Source organism: Pseudalkalibacillus sp. NRS-1564 (assembly GCF_050467905.1).
Classification (GTDB): Bacteria; Bacillota; Bacilli; order Bacillales; family Guptibacillaceae; genus Guptibacillus; species Guptibacillus hwajinpoensis_B.
In genome coordinates, this window is the sequence record NZ_JBITPM010000040.1 from 32208 (window position 1) to 55943 (window position 23736).

Genomic DNA, 23736 nt, shown 5'->3' on the forward strand with positions numbered 1-23736 from the left:
AAACTAAAGGTGGGGGATCAGGTGAAGAACGAACTTAAAGCGTATGCTTCAGGTTTTAAAATCACACACTTGTTTATGATTTTAGGTGCTCTTATGATTGGCGCATCCATTATTGTACAGGCTTTTCTTACAGTAGAAATAGTGAATCGGGTATTTATTGAAAAACTAGCATATTCAGACATTTCATCGTATCTCATTGGCTTACTGATTGTCATGGCGCTACGCCCTTGCGTATCTTATTTAATGGGAAAAGCAGGCGTTAACATGGCCGCTATTGTAAAACAAAGAATAAGAGAAGCGCTTTTGAATAAATTTTCTCGAGACGCACTTCTAACGTCTTACCAGGGTCAATCTGGACAGAAAGTGAGCGTTTTACTAGATGCGGTGGATGAGATTGATTCCTATTATAGTCAATACATTCCACAAGTGTTTAAAACGGCGGTTATTCCTTTTTTTATTCTAATCGCAGTTTCAACTCAGCATATTGAAACAGGGCTAATAATGATCGTGACGGCTCCATTCATTCCACTCTTTTATATTATTATCGGCATTCGTACTCAGAAAAAATCCGAGGAGAAGCTAGAGCAGATGACCGTTTTTTCTGGTCGCTTTCTTGATACAATTCAGGGTTTGACTACGTTGAACTTGTTTCGTCAATCGAAGAAATATCGCTCGATTATGGAAGAAAGCAGCTTGAATTATCGAGATGCAACGCTCGAAGTTCTTAAGGTTGCGTTTGTTTCATCCCTTATGCTTGAGCTTATTTCAATGTTAAGCATTGGGATTATCGCTCTTGAGATTGGTCTTCGTCTCATTGTGTTTAATAGCATGTCTTTTGCTACAGCCTTTTTCCTTCTTATGCTTGCTCCTGAGTTCTATCTTTCCCTAAAGGAACTAGGCAGTGCTTTTCATACTGGTAGAGGTAGCATGAGTGCAATGAAAAAGGTAAGTGAAGAACTTCATCGTGAAAGTGACGAAATGAAATGGGGAGATCGATTACTTGAAACGAAGGAGAGGCCACCACTGTTGGCGTTTAAGAACGTTTCATATCGCTATCAGGAGAGTGGATTTGGGTTATCCTCTATTGATCTAACTATTAAACCTTATAGCAATACGGCCGTGATTGGTCGGAGTGGATCTGGAAAATCGACGCTTTTGAATTTGCTTGGTGGATTGCTTCCACCTCAAGAAGGTGCCATTACCGCCGACGAAATTCCCCTAACAAGTTTAGAAGAAGAAAGCTGGTTTTCAAAGATAGGCTTTATATCACAAAACCCGTATTTGTTTACTGGAACGATCGCTGAAAATATCGCGATTGGATCAAAAAGTAGGGATAAAATACAAATCGAAGCGGCGGCTGAGAAAGCTGGTATTTCTTCGTTTATTGCTTCTCTTGAAAATGGTTATGAGACGGTTATTGGTGAATCCGGAAGAGGGATATCTGGAGGAGGGAAGCAGAGAATTGCGCTTGCTCGAGCATTTATAAAACAACCAGAGATTATTTTATTTGATGAACCAACAACGGGACTTGATTTATATACAGAAAAAGTTCTTCATACTTCGATCAAAGAACTATCAAAAAACGCAACAATGATTACTGTAGCACACCGTATCCATACAATACGAAATGCCGATCATATTATACTCCTTGATAAGGGAAACTTGATCGCGGAAGGAACCGATGAATCGCTTTACGCTTCAAGTGAGTTGTATCGTGATATGGTTGATACGCAGAAGGCGGAGGTCACTTTATGAGAGAGCTAGCATTTGTATGGCGTGAGATGCTGACAGAAAAACGGGATATCCTCCTCTCAATATTATTTGGTTTTATTGCGGGAATAACAGCTGTTGCCTTGTTTGCTTCTAGCGGCTATTTAATTTCGAAGGCAGCCTTATCGTTACCTGTGTTTGCATTAGCGATTTTAACAGCTGTTGTGAAATTTTTTGGACTTGCCCGCGCAGCTGGACGCTACTTTGAAAGGATATATTCTCATCGCGCGACGTTTTCCATTTTAAGCAACATGCGCGTCTCCTTTTATAAAAAGCTTGAGCCAATAGCGGCAGGGTTGTCACAGAGATATCGCAGTGGAGATCTGCTAGGTAGAATTGTAGGAGATATTGATCGACTGCAGCATTTTTACCTTCGCGTTTTTTATCCACCTATTGTTTTTATTCTCATATTCCTTGTTACGATTTGGTTTACGCTATTCTATTCTTTCGAAATTGCACTTCTAATGTTACTTGGAGTAATTTTTACAGGGATTGTGATTCCGGGTTACTTTGCGTGGAGTATTCGAAAAAAGGATCGAAAGGTTCGTTCAAGTAGAGGAGAATTTGCTGCTGATTCAGCTGAGTTTTTCGCTGGTTATCGTGATTTGAAAATCATGAATGAGGTTGAAGGAAAGAAAAGCGATCTTAGAACAAAATCCAACGACTATGGGATTGCTCAAAGCAAAGAAGGAAAAGCAGAAGTGCTTCATCAAGCCGTTAATTCATTTGTGTCTTTATTTGTAACCTGGAGTGTTATTGGGATCGGTTCATATCTTGTTACAACGGGAGAACTAGATGGCGTGTTTCTCGCCATGCTTGTCCTGATCTCTTTAACGTCCTTTGAGAACGCAGTGCCATTGGCTATCATGCCTGCTTATTTGCAAGATAGCATAGTAGCTTCGAAAAGACTGTCATCTGTAGAAGGGAAGCCAAGGGTGGAAGAGAAAGAAAAGGTGGATCTTCCTAATGAGAAAGCTTTTTCTTTGTCGGCAAGAAATGTCACTTTTTCTTATCCAAATGAAATACGAAAGTCATTAACTAATGTAACGGTTCATATTCCAGCAGGAGGAAAAACGGCTATTGTTGGACCAAGTGGTTCTGGAAAATCGACTCTTTTACAACTTTTCTTAAAGTTCTTTGAGGGAAGTGGCGCATTAGAGATGAATGATCGTTCCATTCAATCGCTTTCCGAAGAGAATATCTGGAGCAAGACGAATGTCGTCCTGCAACAAAATCATTTCTTTTCAGGTACGATTCGTGATAATTTGCTTCTAGCCGGAGAGTCATTATCCGATGAAAAGTTAATGGAAAGTCTTCAAGCTGTCCAGCTAGAACATTTTTCTCTCGATTATAGCGTGCACGAAAAAGGATCGAACCTTTCTGGTGGTGAGCAACAGCGCCTCGCTATCGCCCGTTCCTTCTTAAAGGGTAAACGAGTCTGGTTATTAGATGAACCGACTTCCTCAGTCGACCTTCTTACTGAAAGGTCAATTCTCAAGCATCTTTTTGAACAAGCGAAAGAAGATACGCTTCTACTGGTCAGTCATCGTTTAAACAATCTTGAACAAATGGATCAAATTATCGTAATGGATTCAGGGCAAATCGTAGAAAGTGGTACGTATAAAGAATTGATGAAAATAAAGGGCTATTTCTATCAAATGAGAGAAATTGAGAAAAGTGTCCTTCTTTAATATTGATGGAGTCTCATCTTCCAATCGCTTACTGAAGGAAAATAGCGATTGGAAGTTTTTTTGTTGACTTTTTTAATGGACATGTTGATTTGTGAATCAATAGAGAATCGACCTTAGAACTAATGCTATGACAAAAAGAAGGGGGAAGTCTTCTTTATATGGAATTTTATAGGGATGATCTGAAAAGGAGGGGGTTTATTGTTAAACAACGTGAGTGTGTAACCGTGAAAGTACCTAATATGAAACAAGCGCTAGCCTTTTGTACGAAAGTTTTGAATTTCGAGGTATCAAAAGAGGGTGGCCCTAAAATTGTGAGCCTTGTTCATGAAAACATACCAATTGTTATAGAAGAGGAAGCGGTTCAATCTGATAATAAAAACGTGCTGCTCGGAATTCCATCTACTAGCATTCGTCAGGATCCTTTTGATCCAAGCGCCTTAGCGATAGTTGAATATAGTTAGGATCGTTAAAACACCTACTACCATATACGATCACATGTACGATATACTAATAGCTAGCGTATTTTTTTGAGAGAGGAATGTTACCTTTGGCAGCTGTTTGTATTATCGCCGAAAAGCCAGATCAGGGAACGCGTCTTGCCGCCCTTTATCCAACCGAAAAAAAACAAGGATATCTCTATATTAAACCTAATCCTGATTTTCCTGATGGAGCCTATATGACTTGGGCTGTAGGACACTTGTGTGAACTCGTTCCACCTGAAACATACGAATCTTCATGGAAGAAGTGGTCTCTTCAAACCCTTCCGATGATTCCGACACAATTTCAATATCAGGTAACGAAAGGAAAATGGAAACAATTTAATGTCATTAAAGAACTCGTTAACAAAAAAGAAGTAGGATCTATTATTCACGCGGGTGATGCTGGGAGAGAGGGTGAACTCATCGTCCGTACGATTTTGAATCAGGCTCGTTGCAAGAAACCAATGAAGCGACTTTGGATTTCTTCACTAACAGAACGTGCAGTAAAAGAAGGATTTCAATCACTGTTAGAAGAAACAGAAACGCGTAATCTTTATTACGAGGCTTATGCAAGATCTTGTGCAGATTGGGTCGTAGGAATTAACGCCTCACGCGTGTATACACTTCTTTTTAAACAAAAAGGGTTACAGGATGTTTTTTCTGCAGGAAGGGTTCAAACGCCTACACTAGCATTAGTCGTTCAACGAGAGAAAGAGATTGCGAACTTTAATTCAGAGCCGTTTTGGGAAGTGAAGGGCACATTTGATTACAATGGAAAAATGATTGTTGGAAAATGGATCAATGAAGATCAAACGAGACTTGAGTCGCCCGAAATGGCCCAAGCCATTGCTCAATTTTGTGAAAATAAGGACTGTTTAGCGAGTGAGGTTAAGAAAGAACGGAAGCAGTACAAAGCTCCCTTCTTGTATCAACTATCATCTCTTCAGTCTACTGCCAACAAGCGCTATAAATTTTCACCGAAAAAAACGTTGGATATTGCTCAGAAGCTTTACACAAAGGGGAACATTTCGTATCCAAGAAGTGATTCTAGTTTTGTCACCAAGGATGAAGCGGCAGAATTCCCTTCGATTTTATCAAAGCTTCAGAAGCAGCGAGCTTATCAAGAGTATTTTCCACTAAAACGTGACTCGCTCTTAACGGACAAGCGATTTGTGAATGCTGCGAAAGTAAGTGATCACTATGCGATCATTCCAACAGAACAGGTGCCAAACCTGGATAAATTATCAGGTGATGAAGCTAAAATATATGATTTAATCGCACGAAGTTTACTAGCGGCGCACGAAGAGGCATCGATTGTCGATTATACAACTGTGCTCACCCTCGTTGATAATAGAGCCCTATTCCAATCAAAAGGACAGGTGCGAATTCAGGAAGGATGGCAACGAATTATCCCATCGAGTCAGAAGGATGAAGAGTTACCACCTATTGAAAAGAACGAACAAGGTAAAGTTGTATCTGTAGAAGTAACAGAAGGCAAAACACAGCCGCCAAAACGATTTACTGAAGGACAGCTTATTACAATGATGAAGACGGCCGGTAAGCATCTAGATGATGAATCTCTTGAGAAGATCTTGAAAGACACAGAAGGACTTGGGACTGAAGCGACTAGAGCGGGCATCATCACAATGCTCAAAGATCGCAAATACATCGATGTTGTAAAAAACCAGGTATATGCAACGGAAAAAGGCATGTTATTGATCGATTCGATCGGAAATGCCGTTCTTTCAAGTCCTGAAATGACAGCGAAATGGGAGCAGCGGCTAAAACAAATTGGAAGTGGCGAGGCTTCTCCACAAGCGTTCATGGAATCTGTGAAGAAACTTGCAGCGAAGCTAACCTCCGATGCAGTTGAATCTTCTGCATCATGGGATTTAAAAGATATTAAGATAGAAGCACAGCCATCCAAAAAATCACTAGGAAAAAAGGTTGGCACATGCCCACTTTGCGGTTCTGACGTACTGGATAAGGGGAAATTATTTGGGTGTAGTAGTTATGCTAAAACAAGTTGCCCGTTTACAATCTCCAAACGAATTCTTGGTAAACCTATTTCGCAAACGAACGCTAAAAAAATTCTAACTGAAGGAAAATCCAATGTAATCAAAGGGCTGAAAAGTAAAAAAGGGACGTTTAATGCCGCGCTTGTATGGAGTCCGGATGAGAAAAAACTAACATTTGAATTTGAAAAGAAGTAATTTTAAGCATGCCTTTCATAGGGGCATGCTTTTTTTGAACTAATTTTCTCACCTAACACACTCTTTATCAGGATGATAAACAAGTTGCGCTTGTTAATACGTTGTGACAAATTCATAAATTTGAAAAAATAATAAAAAACCTGTTGTATATATATACTTATATATGTATAATCATTCAATAAGCAATGAAAGAGGGAGTGGAAATAGTGAAAGCAAGTATAGTCGGTGCTAGCGGATATAGCGGCCTTGAATTAATTCGCTTATTGCTTAGTCACCCTGAAGTAGAAATTAATACAATTGTATCTCCATCTAACGCAGGAACAAATGTCCATGATGTTTTCCCACATCTCACGAATATACAAGTAAGTCAGTTTGAAGCACTTGATGCAGAGAAGCTTGCTTCCGAGTCAGATGTTATCTTCTTCGCAACACCAGCTGGCGTGAGCAGTCAATCTGTTCCTTCACTACTAAATACGGGTGTTCCAATGATCGATTTATCCGGAGACTTCCGATTAAAGAGTGGAGATTTATACGAAAAATGGTATAACCATTCATCTCCACCAGAAGGAGCTTTAACAGAAGCGGTATATGGATTATCGGAATACTATTCAGAAGACATCAAATCCGCAAACTTAATTGCCAATCCTGGATGCTATCCGACGGCAACGCTACTAGGTATTCTTCCAATCATTCAAAAAGGATGGGCTGATCCATCGTCTTTAATCATCGATGGAAAGTCGGGCCTTTCAGGTGCAGGACGTAAAACGAGTCTTACAGCCCATTACTCTGAAGTTAATGAAAATGTATCAGCATACAAACTTGGCAAACATCAGCATATCCCTGAAATAGAACAAGTCATATCGAATCAAATCGGCGAAAATGTAAATGTATCGTTCTCTACTCACCTCGTCCCGCTTACAAGAGGGATGATGTGCAGCATGTATGTCAATCTATCTCATGATCGATCCGAAGCAGAAGTGATTGATCTTTACCAATCAATCTATGAGGATCATCCATTTATCCGCGTGATGCCTGAAGGGAAATGCCCCTCAACAAAAGGTGTTTCCGGTTCTAACTACTGTGATATTGGTCTTTCTGTAGATCCGAGAACAAATCGCTTAACGATCATCTCGGTGATTGACAATTTGATGAAAGGCGCCGCTGGTCAAGCGGTACAGAATATGAATCTACGATTTGGTTATCCTGAGACAGCAGGTCTTAGTTTATCTCCAGTATTTCCATAAATCTACTAAACGAAAGGGTTGAATGCTTTGGCAACATCGACTGTAAGTGAGGAACTTTTTTCAATCGTAAAAGATGGCACAGTTACTTCTCCTAAAGGATTTGAAGCTGGTGGGTTTCATGCAGGTTTAAAACGAAAGCGTAAAGATCTTGGCTGGATTAAATCGGTTGTACCAGCGAATGCTGCAGGAGTGTTTACAATGAATACTTTCCAGGCACCGCCATTAAAAGTGACAAAAGAAAGTTTAGTAGATGGAAAACTTCAAGGCCTAGTTGTTAATTCGGGAAACGCCAATGCGTTTACAGGAAAGAAAGGCCTTGAGGACGCATATGAAATGCGTAAACAATTCGCAACTGTGATGGGTCTAAAAGAAACGGAAACGGCTGTTACTTCGACGGGGGTCATTGGGGAGTATTTGCCCATGGAAGCCATTATCAAAGGGATTCATCACATTCCAAACTATGCAGAAAAAACGAGTGGCACCGATTTTGCTGAAGCGATCGTTACGACAGATACAATGACAAAACAGGTAGCCGTAACGTGTCAGATTGATGGAAAAGACATCACCATTGGTGGTGCTGCAAAGGGATCAGGAATGATCAAGCCAAACATGGCCACGATGCTGGCTTTTGTAACGACCGATGCAGAAGTAGAAAATAACGCTCTTCAGTCCGCATTAAGCTCTGTGACTGACACGACTTATAACATGATCACAGTTGACGGTGAAACGAGTACAAATGATATGGTCCTTCTTCTAGCGAATGGTCAGGCGGAGAATGAAGAATTATCAGAAAGTCATCCTGAGTGGCAAACGTTCTTAAGTTCACTAGAGTATGTTTGTCAACAGTTAGCGAAATTGATCGCTAAAGATGGCGAAGGGGCTACAAAACTCGTTGAAGTTCACGTAAAAGGTGCGAAAACCGAAAACGGGGCGAAAGCCATTGCCAAATCTGTTGTAGGTTCTAGTTTAGTAAAAACAGCTATTTATGGAACCGATGCAAACTGGGGACGAATTGTTTGTGCGATTGGGTACAGTGGTGAATCTGTCCAAGAGGATTCTCTTTCCATATCACTTGGACCCATTAAAGTAGTGGATTATGGTATTACAACGGAATTTAGTGAGGAAGAGGCAAAAACCTATTTAGAAAACGAGAACATTCATATCTATATTGATTTGCATAACGGAAATGAAGAAGCAACAGCATGGGGGTGTGACCTTTCTTATGACTATGTCAGAATCAATGCCTCCTACAGAACATAATCAAAAGTATTTTGTTATTAAATGTGGTGGAAGTATATTAAATCAGCTTCCAGACTCATTTTACCTTGACCTAGTAGCTATGAAAAAACAAGGATATCATCCCGTACTCGTTCATGGTGGAGGCCCTGAAATCTCAAGGATGCTTGATAAGCTATCAATTCAGACAACATTTGTCGATGGACTACGTGTCACAACGGATGAGATGGTCGATACAGTTGAAATGGTACTGAGCGGTAAGGTGAATAAGCAGCTCGTGAGGAAGATCCACCATGCAGGAGCGAAAGCCATTGGCATTAGTGGCGTAGACGGAAAGCTGTTTACATGCAAACAGTCTAATGAATCACTCGGCCGTGTTGGGGAAGTCATCCATGTAGATAAATCACTAATTGAACAACTCTCTCAAGCTGGGTACATACCTATTATCTCACCAATCAGTACGGATGAATCTTTCGAACCTCTTAATATTAATGGGGATGAAGCCGCATCAGCTGTCGCTCAGGCGCTGCATGCAGATATTTGTCTCGTTAGCGATACGCCAGGTGTGTATGAAGAAATTGATGGGCAAAAAGTTATTTTCAGCACACTAGATGATCCAAAAATAACAAGTTTAATAGAAAAAGGCACGATTATTGGTGGAATGATCCCTAAAGTGAAAGGAGCGATTGCCGCTCTTTCGGATAAAGTCTCCTCGGTTATTATTGTTGATGGTCGAGAAGAGAATGCCCTGCTAAAAGCAGTCGCACATGAACCTGTTGGAACGCGAATTGTTCGAAAGGAGTCTTTAGAATGTCACTAACTGAAACGTCACAAACAAGCATCATGCAAACATATAATCGACTTCCGATTACTGCCGTTAAAGGTGAAGGAAGCTTCCTATATAGTGAAGACGGAACAAAGTATCTTGATTTTACTTCCGGAATTGCCACATGTAATCTAGGTCATCAACCAGCTGCGATTAAAACAGCCGTTACAGAACAGTTGGATCTCCTCTGGCATTGTTCGAATTTATACCATATCCCAAAACAGCAGGAACTCGCTGAGGTTCTAACAGCGCAAAGCTGTTTTGACCAGGTGTTCTTCTGTAATAGCGGTACGGAAGCGAATGAAGCAGCGATTAAGCTCGTTCGAAAATGGAGCGGTAAAGAAACAATTGCAACGTTTACAAAGTCCTTCCATGGAAGAACGTTAGGTTCCCTTTCCGCTACAGCTCAACCAAACCTTCAAGATGGATTTGGCTCTATGCTTCCTGGTTTTGAATACTTTCCTTACAACGATTTTGATCGTTTATCAGAAATCGAGGAACTAAAACCAGCAGCCGTCATGTTAGAGCTCGTCCAGGGAGAAGGAGGCGTTCGTCCAGCAGATCAGGAGTGGATTTCGGAGCTTGTGTCGATTTGTAAATCGAACAATATTCTTATCGTCGTTGATGAAGTGCAAACCGGGATGGGCCGAACCGGAACGCTATTTGCTCATGAGCAATATGGGTTTGAACCAGATATTATGACGCTTGCAAAAGGGTTAGGTTCAGGATTCCCGATTGGCGCGATGCTTGCGAAGGAAAGCGTAGCGTCAACATTTGGTCCAGGAACTCACGGAAGTACATTTGGGGGAAATCCACTTGCTTCTGCCGCTGCAACTGCGACGGTAAAAGAGATCGGTTCTTTACTTAACAACGCAAAAGAAATGGGAGACATGCTTATAAATGAATTAAAAAGTTTGTCGGAGCAGCACAATTCCATTAATGAAGTGAGGGGACTAGGTTTACTTCTAGGAATTGAAGTGGCGGATGCCGCGCCCTTTGTTAGTAAGCTTAGAGAAAAAGACGTTCTTGTTTTAAGTGCAGGACCTAACGTCATTCGCATTCTTCCACCTCTTAATGTGAGTAAGAAGGAAGTAGAGCAATTTTTGGAGAAGCTAACCGACGTTTTTAAGTCAGCTGAAGGGGAGGATAAGGCATGAAAAAGGGCTATCTTGTATTAGAAAACGGAGCAGTATTTGAAGGCGATCTAATAGGAGCTTTAGAAGCTTCTGGTGAAGTTGTTTTCAATACAAGCATGACCGGTTATCAAGAGATTGTATCGGATCCTTCTTATGCCGGGCAAATCATCGTCTTCTGTTACCCACAAATCGGTAACTATGGAATAAATAAACTTGATAGTGAAAGTGAACACCTTCATCTTCATGGTGTGGTTACAGGAGAGCAGTGTGAGGAACCTAGTCATTATTTAGCAACAGGTTCCTTCTCAAATGGTCTATTACAGAATGAAATTCCTTCTTTAACAGGTGTAGACACACGAGCCCTCGTTAAAATGCTACGGGATTATGGAACAATGAAAGGACAGATAACGGCTCAACTTCCTAATAACAACTTTGAATGGAAATCAGAGAAATCTTTTGTTCCAAATGTATCAGTAAAAGAAAAAACACATTATCCAGGTGAAGGGCCACATATTGTGCTGATGGACTACGGGTATAAGAAATCAATTCTTACGTCCCTTCAATCTCTTGGTTGTGCTGTAACAATCATGCCATTTAATACAACTTTTGAGGAAGTTGTTGACCTACAACCAGACGGAGTGGTGTTAAGTAATGGTCCTGGAGATCCTGAAGCATTATCTGCAACTTTTGAGACGATACGGCTTATTAGTGAAAAATATCCAACTTTCGGGATTTGTCTTGGTCATCAGCTTCTCGCTCTTGCACACGGGGCGTCCACTCGAAAGCTAACATTTGGACATCGTGGGTCGAATCACCCGGTGAAGCATTTGGAGACGGGGAAAGTGTTTATCACCTCCCAAAACCATGGTTATGAAGTCGTACAGGAGACCTTAGAAGATACAGGGTTTGCGCTTACTTTTGTTAATTTAAATGATGGAACCGTTGAAGGATTAAAACATCACCATTACAACATTCAATCGGTGCAATTCCATCCAGAAGCACACGCGGGACCTTCAGATACAGCCTTTTTGTTCGACGCATTTATGAACCAGATTACAAGAACAGGAGACCAGCACTATGCCTTTACGTAAAGAGTTAAAAAAAGTTGTCATTTTAGGGTCTGGCCCTATTGTCATTGGTCAGGCAGCGGAATTTGATTATGCAGGTACACAGGCGTGCCTGGCGCTAAAAGAAGAGGGGATTGAGGTTGTTTTAATAAATAGCAATCCAGCCACCATTATGACGGATTCATCGATCGCGGATCATGTTTATATGGAACCAATGACGCTTCCTTATGTAGAGGAAATCCTCAAAAAAGAAAAGCCTGATGGCATCATTGGCACACTTGGTGGTCAAACAGGTTTAAATCTTGTCGTAGAGCTTTACGAAAAAGGGATTCTAGAAAAATTGAATGTGGAACTTCTTGGCACCTCTGTTGAATCCATTCAAAATGGGGAAGACCGTGAGAAGTTTAGACAGCTCATGCTTGATATTGGCGAACCAGTACCTGAGTCGAAAATTGCCGTGACAAGGGAAGAGGCGTTAACATTCGCTCGAGAAATTGGCTATCCGATCATGGTTCGCCCAGCCTATACAATGGGTGGTGAAGGCGGTGGATTTGCAGCTGATGACAACGCCTTGCTTGAAATTGTTGATCGCAGCCTTTCCTTAAGTCCTATTCACCAGGTACTCATTGAAAAAAGCATGCTTGGTTGGAAAGAAATCGAATATGAAGTGATGCGTGACGAAAACGATACGTGCATGATCGTCTGTAACATGGAAAATATGGATCCTGTTGGAATTCATACAGGGGATTCGATTGTTGTCGCACCATCTCAGACGCTGAATGATTACCAATACCAGATGCTACGAAACGTTTCGTTGAAAGTGATTCGTGCCATTGACGTTATTGGTGGTTGTAATATTCAAATTGGATTAAACCCTGAATCAAACGATTATTACATCATTGAGGTGAATCCGCGGGTAAGTCGTTCGTCTGCATTAGCTTCTAAAGCTACTGGCTATCCGATTGCACGTATGGCTGCAAAATGTGCCATTGGCTTTACATTAGATGAGCTTCCAAATCCAATTACAGGTAATACGTATGCAGCATTCGAGCCTGCCCTTGATTATTTAGTTGTCAAAATACCGAGGTTCCCATTTGATAAGTTTCCTGAAGGTGATCGCGTACTTGGAACGCAGATGAAAGCAACAGGAGAAGTGATGGCAATTGATCGAAGTTTTGAAGGTGCTTTAAACAAAGCTGTTCGATCTCTTGAGAGTGGTCATCAATCATTAACAGGCTTATATGAAGAGGTAAGTCAAGAGTATTTAAATGAACAGCTAATGACGCCAACAGATGAAAGACTTTTTTTAATTAGTGAAGCTTTTCGAAGAGGTTATTCTGTAGAGGACATTAAATCACTTACAGCCATTGATAGCTGGTTTCTTCATAAGGTGAAGCGAATTGTTGAAGCGGAAGTAAAGATAATGAATCAAACCGATCTTTCTGAAGAATTGCTGATTCATGTTAAGCAATTAAACGTTAGTGATGCCTACATTTCGAAAGCAACTGGAAAAACGATCGATTCGATCATGAGTATGAGTAAAGAAGCTGGCATTCAGAGGGGAATGAAGCAAGTTGATACGTGTGCGGGTGAGTTTGAAGCCATCACGCCTTATTTCTACTCTACGTATTTAGGGAGCGATGAGATGGAGCAGATCAGTGAGCCAGGCATCCTCGTTCTTGGTTCAGGGCCCATTCGAATCGGGCAAGGTGTGGAGTTTGACTATTGCTCCGTTCACGCGACACAGGCAGTTAAGAAGTTAGGCTATCGCGCGATTGTTATGAATAATAACCCAGAAACGGTTAGTACAGATTATAGCGTTGCAGATCGTCTTTACTTTGAGCCGCTCTCACTTGAAGATGTCCTTGCGGTTATCGAGAAGGAACATATTATAGGAGTGGCTGTACAATTTGGTGGTCAAACTGCTGTTAATTTAGCGGAAGAGTTGCACGAGCGCGGAGTTCCAATCCTCGGTACACCTGTTGAGAACATTAATAAAGTCGAGGACCGAGATCAATTTTATCAATTGTTGGATTCTCTTTCGATTCCTTATATTGAAGGGAAAATGGCTTATCAGCCAGATGAAATGGAGGAGCTTGCCGCAGAGTTAGGATTCCCGATCATTGTAAGACCTTCCTATGTGATAGGCGGACAAAACATGTTTATCTTCCGTCATATGGATGAACTGAAACGGTATACGCAAAAATTAGAGAGCAGTTCAAAGAAAATGTGGCCATTCCTTCTCGACCGCTTTGTGGAAGGAATTGAATGTGAGGTCGATGTGATTTGCGATGGAGAATCAATCGCCATTCCTGGCATTATGGAGCACCTTGAACGAGCGGGCGTTCATTCTGGAGATAGCACAGCAATTTATCCACCTGTATCCATTACAGAAGAGCAGAAAGAAACGATTACGATGTATTCTGAAAAGCTATCTCAAGCGCTCGAATGTCGAGGGTTAATGAATATTCAATTTGTCATCGATCAAGGCATCATTTATGTTCTTGAAATTAATCCAAGATCTTCGAGAACTGTACCCGTTATCAGTAAAGTAACGAACATTCCAATGGTTGAATGGGCGATTAAAGCTCAATTGCAAAGTAACTCATTAGAAGCAACGGGATTATTAGAAGAAAAACCTTATTACACTGTGAAGTTTCCTATCTTCTCAAATGGAAAGTTAAAAAACGTTGACCATGTTCTTGGACCAGAGATGAAGTCTACAGGAGAAGTCCTTGCTATGGCAAAAACATCGGAAGAAGCATTAAGAAAAGCGATTGTATCAACGTGGGATCCGAATAAGCTACCTTCTTCCATACTATGTTCAATTAGTGAAGAGCATAAAGAAGCTGCATGTGATGTACTAATGAAGCTTAAAGAAAAAGGTGTTGCAATCTACGCAACCTCTGGAACAGCCAAATTGCTAAATGATAAAGGTATCCAATCAATCGTGATAAAAAAAGATTTAGATGAAATTGAGGCGCTAATGAAAGAAGAGCTAAGCGCAGTTGTATCGATTCCGACAATCGGCAGAGAAAAAGAACGTTCTGGATTTCAAATGCGCGCACTCGCCACACGATATAAAATTCCATGTTTTACGCATCTTGACACGCTTCAGTTACTGGTCTTAGAAGGATCCAAGACACTTGAAGTCAACAGTCTAGAGCATTGGCACCAAATGAAAGAAACTCCAATCGGGCAGGAAGGATGATTTAATGATGCAGTCGGTAAAAACGCAAAATGAAATCGCAGAAGGAATGAAGGGGAAAGATTTTCTAACGATCGCTGAACTTAGCAGTGAGGAGATTCATTATCTTTTGCAAGAAGCTGAAAAGTTGAAAAAACTTCAAAAGGAAGGGATCCCTCATGAAGAATTAAAAGGAAAGGTGCTTGGGATGATCTTCGAAAAGTCATCAACAAGAACGCGTGTATCATTTGAAGTAGCGATGCTTCAGCTTGGCGGGCATGCTTTGTTTCTTAGTTCGAAAGACATCCAGCTTGGAAGAGGCGAGACTGTTGAAGACACCGCTAATGTGCTAGCAGGGTACCTTGACGGAGTAATGATTCGAACGTTTGGCCATGAGACGATTGAACGTTTTGCCAAAGCTTCTGCCGTTCCTGTTATTAACGGCTTAACAGATACACATCATCCAGCACAAATTCTTGCTGATTTACTTACGATTATCGAGCATAAAGGTCATTTAAGTGGATTGAAAGCAGCTTATTTTGGAGATGGGAACAATGTGGCTCATTCACTTATTGAAGGGGCAGCGAAAGTGGGCATGAATTTCACTATCGCCTGTCCAGCAGGGTATGAACCAGATGAAGCGATCGTAGCGAAAGCGAACGAAGTAGCGAAAACAAATGGTTCGGTCATTGAAGTAACCGCTGATCCCCTTGCAGCTGCTAAGGATGCGGATGTTTTGATTACCGATGTTTGGGCGAGTATGGGGCAAGAAGACGAGCAAGCTGAACGTGAGGGCGTTTTCGAACCTTATCAGGTGAATGAGGAGTTATGCATAAATGCTGATGAAAATTACATCTTTATGCATTGTCTTCCAGCGCATAGAGGAGAAGAGGTTACAGCGGAAATTATTGATGGTTCTCATTCAGTTGTATACCAGGAAGCAGAGAATCGTCTCCACGCTCAAAAAGCACTTTTGAAACTTTTATTAAAAAGTTAAATTTTTTTCGTGCAATTTGAATAAATATACGTTATCATAGATATTAATACAAAGATAAGGAGTGGATGACATGGCAAAAGAGAAAATCATTCTTGCTTATTCCGGAGGTCTTGATACCTCCATTTCGATAAAATGGTTAGAAGAAAAATATGGATACGAGGTTATTGCTCTTGGACTTGATGTAGGTGAAGGGAAAGATCTAGAGACGATCAAGGAAAAGGCACTGAATGTGGGTGCCTCAAAAGCTTATATGATTGAAGCGAAAGAACTTCTTGCTGAGAACTATCTTTTACCAGCATTAAAAGCAAATGCATTATACGAAGGGAAATACCCGCTATCCTCAGCACTGTCACGTCCCCTCATTTCAAAGCTTCTAGTTGAAGCGGCTGAACGTGAAGGAGCTACGGCAGTGGCACATGGATGTACAGGAAAAGGAAATGATCAGGTTCGCTTTGAAGTATCGATTCAAGCGTTGAATCCGGACTTGAAAGTGATCGCTCCTGTTCGTGAATGGGGAATGACGCGTGATGAACAGATTGCTTACGCACAAGAAAAAGGGATCCCGGTTCCAGTTAAACTTGATAATCCATTTTCAATTGATGCCAACATTTGGGGACGTGCATGTGAAGCTGGTGTACTTGAAGATCCGTGGGCTGAGGCTCCAGAAGCCGCATTCGATTGGACAGCACCAATTCACCTAACACCTGATGAGCCAGAATACATTGAAATTGATTTTGTAGAAGGCTGCCCAACAGCACTTAATGGCCAAAAGATGGGGCTAGTTGATCTTATTGAGAAGTTAAATGAAATCGGCGGCGTCCACGGTATTGGACGTATTGATCATATTGAAAATCGTCTCGTTGGGATTAAATCAAGAGAAGTATATGAAAATCCAGGCGCGCTCATTTTGATTAACGCTCATAAAGAACTAGAATTTCTAACACATACTCGTGAAGTATCACAGTTCAAAACGACGATTGATCAGCAGCTTTCAAAACTGATCTATGATGGTTTATGGTATTCACCACTTCGTCAGGCGCTTGAAGGGTTCATTAACGAAACCCAGAAAGTAGTAAGTGGTAAGATTCGTCTTAAACTACACAAAGGGTCAAACACAGTAGTTGGACGTAAATCAGAGAACTCTCTCTATAACGAACAACTTGCAACATATCTTAAAGGTGATCTCTTTGATCATGATGCAGCAGTTGGATTCATTAAACTATGGGGATTACCTACAAAAGTGAATGCGGAAGTTCATAAGAAACAAAAAGTAACTCAATAAGGAGATGTTAGTGTGTCTAAGCTATGGGGTGGACGCTTTACGAAAGAAACGAATAAGCTTGTAGAAGAATATACAGCTTCGATCCAGTATGATAAAGAACTAGCAGAAGAAGATATCGAAGGCAGTCTTGCCCATGTTCAGATGCTTAGTGAATGCGGTGTGATTAGTTCCTCTGACATGGAAGAAATCAAGCGAGGCTTACATGTGGTTCTTGAGAACATTCAGAATGGAACGTTTGAATACGATGTATCACAAGAAGACATTCATATGAACATTGAAAAAGCACTTATTGATGAAATAGGACCTGTTGGAGGAAAGCTGCATACCGGTAGAAGCCGTAATGACCAGGTTGCAACGGATATGCATATGTACCTTATAAAAAAGGTTAATCATTTTATTTCACATATTGAAGAGGTTCAGCAGGCGATTCTAAGCCAGGCTGAATCTCATGTTGAAACTGTTTTACCAGGTTATACACATTTGCAGCGTGCTCAACCTGTATCATTTGCCCATCATATGCTAGCGTATTTCTGGATGTTTGAACGTGATAAGGAAAGGTTTCAAGACAGCTTAAAGAGAACGAGTATGTTACCGCTTGGTGCAGGCGCACTAGCTGGAACAACCTTTCCGATTGATCGCCATCGCACGGCAGAACTGTTAGGTTTTGACGCCGTTTATCCGAATAGCATGGACGCTGTTAGTGATCGTGATTTTATTGTCGAGTTTCTTTCAAATGCTTCCATGCTTATGATGCATATGTCCCGTTTGTCGGAAGAAATGGTGATCTGGAGCAGTCAGGAATTCCAATTTATCGAACTAGACGACTCTTTCTGTACGGGATCGAGTATTATGCCCCAGAAAAAGAATCCGGATGTTCCTGAACTTCTTCGTGCGAAAACAGGTCGAGTGTATGGAAATTTGTTTAGCTTGTTAACTGTATTGAAGGGACTACCGCTTGCTTATAACAAAGACATGCAGGAAGATAAGGAAGGCATGTTTGATACAGCTAGGACGCTTGATGGCGCTCTTCAACTTTTGGCGCCTATGATTGAAACAATGACTGTACAGACAGAAAACATGAAGCAAGCTGTTAATGAAGATTATTCTAATGCAACCGATATTGCGGATTACCTTGTGAACAAAGGAATGACGTTCCGTGAGTCACATGAAGTCATTGGAAAGATTGTGCTTTACGGTATTGAGAGAAAGAAATTTTTACTTGATCTTACAATGGAAGAATTTAAATCATTTACGCCATTATTTGAAGAAGATGTTTTTGAAGTGCTTAAGCCTGCTAATGTGATGAACGCAAGAAAAAGCTATGGAGGTACGTCGCCAGAGCAAATCGCGATTCAGATTAGTTTAGCTCATCAGCATGTGAAAGAGAACGCATAAAGGGCCCTATCCGAAAGGATAAGACCCTCATGAAGAAGGAAGTTATTAGCGTTTGCTAAACAAGCGATGGGGTAGAACGGTAGTTGTCTTTTGGAGACACCTCTTTCTAATGAAAGTTGTTAGAGCCTTGTTTTACCAACAGAGTAGTTCAACGCGACCATCTCCTTAAAAGCTTCCGTTTTCCTTATGCACTTTTGTTCTTCCCTCTTCACTAATTATCATGGCCACTTTCATCTGGTTCTATACATGCCCATTTCATTTTTTTCGGATACTTTTTTTCCGTAAGTGGGAAAATACGAAGAGGTGAAAGGAGGGGTAAGATGGGCCGAGGAAAGGCATTTGATCATAAGAAAAAAGGAATGGAACGTGAACGACCTAAAACAGCAGATCAAACAAAGTTCCCTCACGAAGCATCAACAGGGCATAAAACAATTCAGAATGAAGAACGCGAAGAATAAAGTAAGCTTCCTGCACTGGCAGGGAGCTTTTTACTTTTGACGAGAAACTAAGCTTGCTTTCTTGAGGTTCATTTCCAACTCCAGTAAAATTAAATATAGATGATTGAAAAGGGGACTTTTAAATGAATTTAGTAGGTCTTGTACTAGAAGGCGGAGGGATGAGAGGCGTTTACACGGCAGGCGTTTTAGAGTATATGATGGAGCACGATTTGTATTTTCCTTACGTGATTGGCGTATCTGCTGGTGCTTGTAATGCAGCTTCATACCTCTCAAGGCAAAATGGAAGGAACCGCAAAGTACTTATTGATTATGTGAATCATCCAGAATACATTTCATACAAGAATTTATTTCGTAAAAAACAGCTGTTTGGTATGGATTTGATCTTTAATGAAATTCCTTCTACTCATGTGCCGTTCGATTTTGATGCATTTCAGAATGCTACTGAGCAATTTGTTATTGGCACAACAGATATCTCTACTGGGAAACCTTATTACTTTAATAAGAAAGATGATGGTGAACAGATTCTTTCGATTCTAAGAGCATCGAGCTCATTACCATTCATGGCGCCGCCCGTTCAAATTAATAATCGTTTTCATCTGGATGGCGGTATTACAGATCCGATCCCTGTTCAAAAATCGGAAGTCGATGGCAATAAAAGTCATGTAGTCGTTTTGACCCGCAATGAAGGATATCGAAAGCAGAAATCAAAGTTATCATGGATGATTCAACGTCTTTATCGGAAAAATCCTGCGCTCGCACAAGCCATTACAAAGCGATATATTCATTACAATCAAACACTTGATCATATAGAAGCAAATCGGGAGAATTATTTTATCATTCAACCTTCCACACCTCTTGAAGTAGCTTGGATAGAAAAGTCACAGCTTCGTCTCACGACTTTATACAATCAAGGATATGAAGAGATGAAAAGGCATCATAAAGGACTAGAAGCTTGGCTTGAAAAGAGGGAGTTAGCGAAAGAAACTGTTTGAATGTGTGATCATATGTTTAAGAATATAACTAACTTGGGAACAGTTCTCCAACACTATGTAGGAGGTCTTTCAAGTGAAAAGCTATCAACTATACATTAACGGTCAATTTACAAACAGTCATTCAGAAGAAATGCTCGAAGTGATCAATCCAGCCACAGAAGAAGTGATTTCACGAATTCCGAAAAGTGATGAGAATGACGTGCAGCATGCAATTGAAGCCGCTAAAGCTTCCCAAAGAGATTGGGAAAAGAAACCTTCAATTGAACGAGCTGAATACTTATATAAGATTGCAAATAAAATAGAAGAGAAAAAAGAAGCTTTTATTAACATGTTGACTGAAGAAAATGGTAAAACAGTAGATGCTTCAAAGGCAGAAGTGGAATTAACGATTGATTACTTCCGCTATATGGCAGGTTGGGCAAGACGATATGAAGGAGAAGTACTCCCAAGTGATCGCCCGAATGAGAATATTCTTGTTTTCAAAAAGCCGATCGGAATCGTTGGCGGTATCGTGCCATGGAACTTCCCGATGTTTATCTTTGCTCGAAAGGTAGCGCCAGCGTTTGTCACAGGCTGTCCGATTATTATTAAGCCAAGTCAGTATACGCCAAATACAGCATGTGAGCTAGCAAGTATTATCCATGAAATTGGCGTTCCTAAAGGAGTATTTAGCTTAGTTACTGGTAAAGGTTCAGACATTGGTACGCCACTTGCTTCTTCACCAGACGTACAAATGATTAGCTTAACGGGAAGCTATCCAGCAGGTTCAAAAGTGATGGAAGCGGCTGCTAAAAACATTACAAAAGTGAATCTTGAGCTTGGTGGTAAAGCGCCAGCGATCGTAACGAAACATGCGAACGTTGACCTAGCCGTTGAGAAGATTACGACATCTCGTATAACCAACAATGGTCAGGCTTGTACAAATGCAGAACGTGTATATGTGCATGAAGATGTAGCCGAAGAATTCATCTCGAAAATTACTAATACTTTTAAGAATACAAAAGTAGGGGACTCTTTAAACGAAGATGGATGTGACATTGGTCCACTTGCGAACGAACAGCAAATCGATTCTGTCGAAGAAATGGTGAATAATGCAGTGAAAGCTGGTGCTGTTGTGAAAACAGGTGGGAAGCGTGTAGATCGGGACAAAGGCTTTTTCTTTGAACCTACTGTTCTTACTGATGTATCCCAGGATATGAACGTTATCCAAGAAGAGATTTTCGGACCAGTCTTACCGATTGTTGTATATAGCGATTTTGACAAAGTTCTAGAAATGGCTAACGATACTCATTATGGACTATCTTCATCGATCTTTAGTGATAACATGCACGAAGTGATGAAAGCATCGAACGTCCTTCGGTATGGTGAAACGTATGTGAATCGTGAGAACTTTGAAGCGGTTCAAGGGTTCCATGCAGGTATGGGACAATCAGGTATCGGTGGTGCAGATGGTAAACATGGTCTTAATGAATATCTTAAGACACACGTAATCTATATGGAGTACGATCAAGATATCAAATAAGAAAACCGGGCGTATGCCCGGTTTTCTAATGTTTGAAGAATCTCCGGTCTAGAGCGTATAATAGAAAGGGATAAGAATATTAATTTGATGAAAAGAGGGAGAATATGTTTGATTCTCGTATTATAGAGTTTGCAGAGAAACTTGTGCAGTATTCTACAAAAATCCAACAAGGTGAACATGTCTTGATTGAAGCCTTTGATGTGAATAATTCGTTAGTGCGGAGCATTGTAAAAGAAGTACATAAAGCAGGGGGCTTTCCTCATGTGAATTTAAGAGATAATCAAATTCTTCGGGAGCTATTGATGAATGCCACAGAAGAACAAATAACAGAATGGGCTGAAATCGACTTAAATCAAATGGAGAAAATGGATGCGTATATTGGCATTCGGGGTTCAGAGAACATTAATGAACTTTCTGACGTTCCTGAAGCGAAAATGGCTCTCTATAATCAGATCTACAAAACAAAAGTTCACAGCAACCAACGTGTGAAACATACGAAATGGGTTGTGATGAGATATCCTAATGAATCAATGGCACAGCTATCAGGTATGAGTACAGAAGCATTTGAAGATTTCTATTTCAATGTTTGTACAATGGATTACGCAAAAATGAGTGAGGCAATGGATGTCCTTGTTGAGCGTATGAACAAAGCTGACGAAGTCCGAATCGTTTCCCCGGATACAAATTTAAGTTTTTCTATTAAAGATATTCCAGCTGTAAAATGTGCGGGTGAACTTAACATACCTGATGGAGAAGTATTTACAGCACCTGTAAAAGATAGCGTCAATGGCGTTATTACGTATAATACACCTTCTCCTTATAACGGTTTTGTGTTTGAAAACGTCCAGCTTACTTTTGAAAACGGAAAAGTGATTGATGCAGTTGCAAACGATACAGAAAGACTTAATCAAATTCTCGACACGGACGAAGGTGCACGATATATCGGAGAATTCGCTATCGGCGTCAATCCTTTCATTCGTGAGCCAATGAAAGATATTCTCTTTGATGAGAAAATCGATGGATCTTTCCATTTCACCCCAGGACAAGCCTATGATGAAGCACCAAACGGCAACGATTCTTCCGTTCATTGGGATCTTGTTTTAATCCAACGCCCGGAATATGGTGGCGGGCAAATCTGGTTTGATGATGAGTTAATTCGCAAAGATGGCAAGTTTGTCCCTGAAGCACTTCAAGTGTTAAATCCAGAGAATCTAAAATAAAGAAGAGAAACGCATCCATTGGATGCGTTTTTTTCGTACAGATGACCAATCACATTTTCAGTTCTTTGAATATAAATAAAGAAAACTACTTAAGACAGGAAGTGCCTTCCAATGGAAATACATTGTGATGGATGTACGAAGGAGATGAGAGACTGGGAAACCATTCATATGGTGAAGTTCGATAAATGGTATGTTGGTCATTTCAACTGTTTATTGAACTTGAAAAAAAATTAAATCTCAATAGACCGATTAAGTGGGATAAACTAGAAGGAAAAAAGGATAACCAGAAAGACTCAGATGGAAAAACTGCAAATTAGATCGAGGGGCAAGAAAAGACGCTAATGAAACTTAGCGTCTTTTCTTGTGAAGAGGATATCTGATGTCTCTGCTTCTTATTCGCCATTTTCTTCCATGTAGGATATTGCCTGTTCTGCATGGATCGCAAATGTTAGCGGCGTTTTTTTTATGTAGCCAGCTTTTTTAAGTTCGCTAATCGTGGCGCTCACTGTTTCTCTTGTGGAACCGATCATCGTAGCGATATCATAATGCGTTAACTTAATATCAATGGTTTGCCATTCATTTTTTCTTTTACCAAATTTTTCGCTGAGTTTCATTAAAAGCGATAGGATTCGATATTTTACACTTCTAAGCGCCAGGTTTTCACTCATTTCATAGATTTCTTTTAAACGAGATGAAAGAATTTCAATGAATTTTATGGCGAGCTTGGGGTTTTCGGAAATAAGTTCTTCAAATTGATCTTTACCGATGACGCAGACATATACGTCAGACATGGCTTCCGCATATACGGAATCATCATTGAGAGAGAAACTAGATGTTTCACCGAATATGTTGCCGTCTCCTAGAAGGTCAACAGTTAATTGTTTACCTGCAGCGTTTGAGCGATAGAGACGTACCGTTCCTTTTTTTTAAAAGGAAGAGGGCTTTCATCGGTTTTTCGGGTCCCAGTATGACTGTTCCTTTTTTTAAAGGTTGCATGTCACTTACGCGATCAATTTGCATT

18 protein-coding genes and 1 pseudogene are annotated in these 23736 nt (G+C 40.6%); 17 read left to right on the forward strand and 2 right to left on the reverse strand.

Annotated features, from left to right (window positions below):
* The first annotated feature begins 21 nt into the window (after positions 1 to 21).
* The 17 genes from cydD to ACIFPW_RS18185 all read left to right on the forward strand — a co-directional run bounded on the left by cydD (position 22) and on the right by ACIFPW_RS18185 (position 22715).
* Positions 22 to 1755, forward strand: a complete 1734-nt coding sequence (gene cydD / locus ACIFPW_RS18105) for a thiol reductant ABC exporter subunit CydD (RefSeq protein WP_430246377.1) — start codon at positions 22 to 24, stop codon at positions 1753 to 1755.
* The gene (gene cydC, locus ACIFPW_RS18110) at positions 1752 to 3461 is read left to right on the forward strand and encodes a thiol reductant ABC exporter subunit CydC (protein WP_430246379.1); all 1710 of its coding nucleotides are present in this window, start codon (positions 1752 to 1754) and stop codon (positions 3459 to 3461) included. The genes cydD and cydC overlap by 4 nt, the downstream gene beginning before the upstream one ends.
* Before the next feature lie 158 nt (positions 3462 to 3619).
* Positions 3620 to 3922, forward strand: a complete 303-nt coding sequence (locus ACIFPW_RS18115) for a hypothetical protein (RefSeq protein ID WP_430246381.1) — start codon at positions 3620 to 3622, stop codon at positions 3920 to 3922.
* Positions 3923 to 4008: 86 nt separating this feature from the next.
* Positions 4009 to 6153, forward strand: a complete 2145-nt coding sequence (locus ACIFPW_RS18120) for a DNA topoisomerase III (RefSeq protein WP_430246383.1) — start codon at positions 4009 to 4011, stop codon at positions 6151 to 6153.
* Between the two features lie 206 nt (positions 6154 to 6359).
* Positions 6360 to 7397 carry an N-acetyl-gamma-glutamyl-phosphate reductase gene (gene argC / locus ACIFPW_RS18125; protein WP_430246385.1) on the forward strand — a complete coding sequence of 346 codons (1038 nt, stop codon included), beginning with the start codon at positions 6360 to 6362 and terminating at the stop codon, positions 7395 to 7397.
* A 27-nt stretch (positions 7398 to 7424) separates the two neighbouring features.
* Positions 7425 to 8657, forward strand: a complete 1233-nt coding sequence (argJ, locus tag ACIFPW_RS18130) for a bifunctional glutamate N-acetyltransferase/amino-acid acetyltransferase ArgJ (RefSeq protein ID WP_194221620.1) — start codon at positions 7425 to 7427, stop codon at positions 8655 to 8657.
* The gene (argB, locus tag ACIFPW_RS18135; protein WP_430246387.1) at positions 8620 to 9453 is read left to right on the forward strand and encodes an acetylglutamate kinase; all 834 of its coding nucleotides are present in this window, start codon (positions 8620 to 8622) and stop codon (positions 9451 to 9453) included. The genes argJ and argB overlap by 38 nt, the downstream gene beginning before the upstream one ends.
* Positions 9444 to 10616, forward strand: coding sequence for an acetylornithine transaminase (locus ACIFPW_RS18140; protein WP_430246389.1), 1173 nt, complete (start codon positions 9444 to 9446; stop codon positions 10614 to 10616). The genes argB and ACIFPW_RS18140 overlap by 10 nt, the downstream gene beginning before the upstream one ends.
* Positions 10613 to 11686, forward strand: coding sequence for a carbamoyl phosphate synthase small subunit (locus tag ACIFPW_RS18145; RefSeq protein ID WP_430246391.1), 1074 nt, complete (start codon positions 10613 to 10615; stop codon positions 11684 to 11686). Before ACIFPW_RS18140 ends, ACIFPW_RS18145 begins: the two co-directional genes overlap by 4 nt.
* Positions 11673 to 14873 carry a carbamoyl-phosphate synthase (glutamine-hydrolyzing) large subunit gene (gene carB, locus ACIFPW_RS18150; protein WP_430246393.1) on the forward strand — a complete coding sequence of 1067 codons (3201 nt, stop codon included), beginning with the start codon at positions 11673 to 11675 and terminating at the stop codon, positions 14871 to 14873. The genes ACIFPW_RS18145 and carB overlap by 14 nt, the downstream gene beginning before the upstream one ends.
* A gap of 4 nt (positions 14874 to 14877) precedes the next feature.
* Positions 14878 to 15846 carry an ornithine carbamoyltransferase gene (argF, locus tag ACIFPW_RS18155; protein WP_430246395.1) on the forward strand — a complete coding sequence of 323 codons (969 nt, stop codon included), beginning with the start codon at positions 14878 to 14880 and terminating at the stop codon, positions 15844 to 15846.
* Between the two features lie 70 nt (positions 15847 to 15916).
* On the forward strand, positions 15917 to 17128 hold the full coding sequence (locus ACIFPW_RS18160) for an argininosuccinate synthase (protein WP_283152123.1): 1212 nt from the start codon (positions 15917 to 15919) through the stop codon (positions 17126 to 17128).
* Between the two features lie 12 nt (positions 17129 to 17140).
* A complete protein-coding gene (gene argH / locus ACIFPW_RS18165; RefSeq protein WP_430246396.1) occupies positions 17141 to 18523 on the forward strand; it encodes an argininosuccinate lyase in 1383 nt (460 codons plus the stop codon).
* Between the two features lie 320 nt (positions 18524 to 18843).
* Positions 18844 to 18981 (forward strand): hypothetical protein, encoded by a 138-nt coding sequence (locus tag ACIFPW_RS18170; protein WP_194221627.1) that lies wholly within the window; start codon positions 18844 to 18846, stop codon positions 18979 to 18981.
* Positions 18982 to 19103: 122 nt separating this feature from the next.
* On the forward strand, positions 19104 to 19973 hold the full coding sequence (locus tag ACIFPW_RS18175; RefSeq protein WP_430246397.1) for a patatin-like phospholipase family protein: 870 nt from the start codon (positions 19104 to 19106) through the stop codon (positions 19971 to 19973).
* Between the two features lie 73 nt (positions 19974 to 20046).
* On the forward strand, positions 20047 to 21495 hold the full coding sequence (aldA, locus tag ACIFPW_RS18180) for an aldehyde dehydrogenase (RefSeq protein ID WP_430246399.1): 1449 nt from the start codon (positions 20047 to 20049) through the stop codon (positions 21493 to 21495).
* 104 nt (positions 21496 to 21599) lie between these two features.
* A complete protein-coding gene (locus tag ACIFPW_RS18185) occupies positions 21600 to 22715 on the forward strand; it encodes an aminopeptidase (RefSeq protein WP_194221630.1) in 1116 nt (371 codons plus the stop codon).
* 392 nt (positions 22716 to 23107) lie between these two features.
* On the opposite strand, the gene ACIFPW_RS18190 is transcribed toward ACIFPW_RS18185, so the two are convergent.
* Together ACIFPW_RS18190 and ACIFPW_RS18195 are read right to left on the reverse strand one after the other, a co-directional pair.
* Complete coding sequence (locus tag ACIFPW_RS18190) at positions 23108 to 23506, reverse strand: Crp/Fnr family transcriptional regulator (RefSeq protein WP_430246401.1); 399 nt, start codon at positions 23504 to 23506, stop codon at positions 23108 to 23110.
* A pseudogene (locus ACIFPW_RS18195) lies at positions 23504 to 23578 on the reverse strand (Crp/Fnr family transcriptional regulator); the annotation flags it as partial. The gene ACIFPW_RS18190 and the pseudogene ACIFPW_RS18195, both read right to left, overlap by 3 nt.
* Positions 23579 to 23736 lie beyond the last annotated feature (158 nt).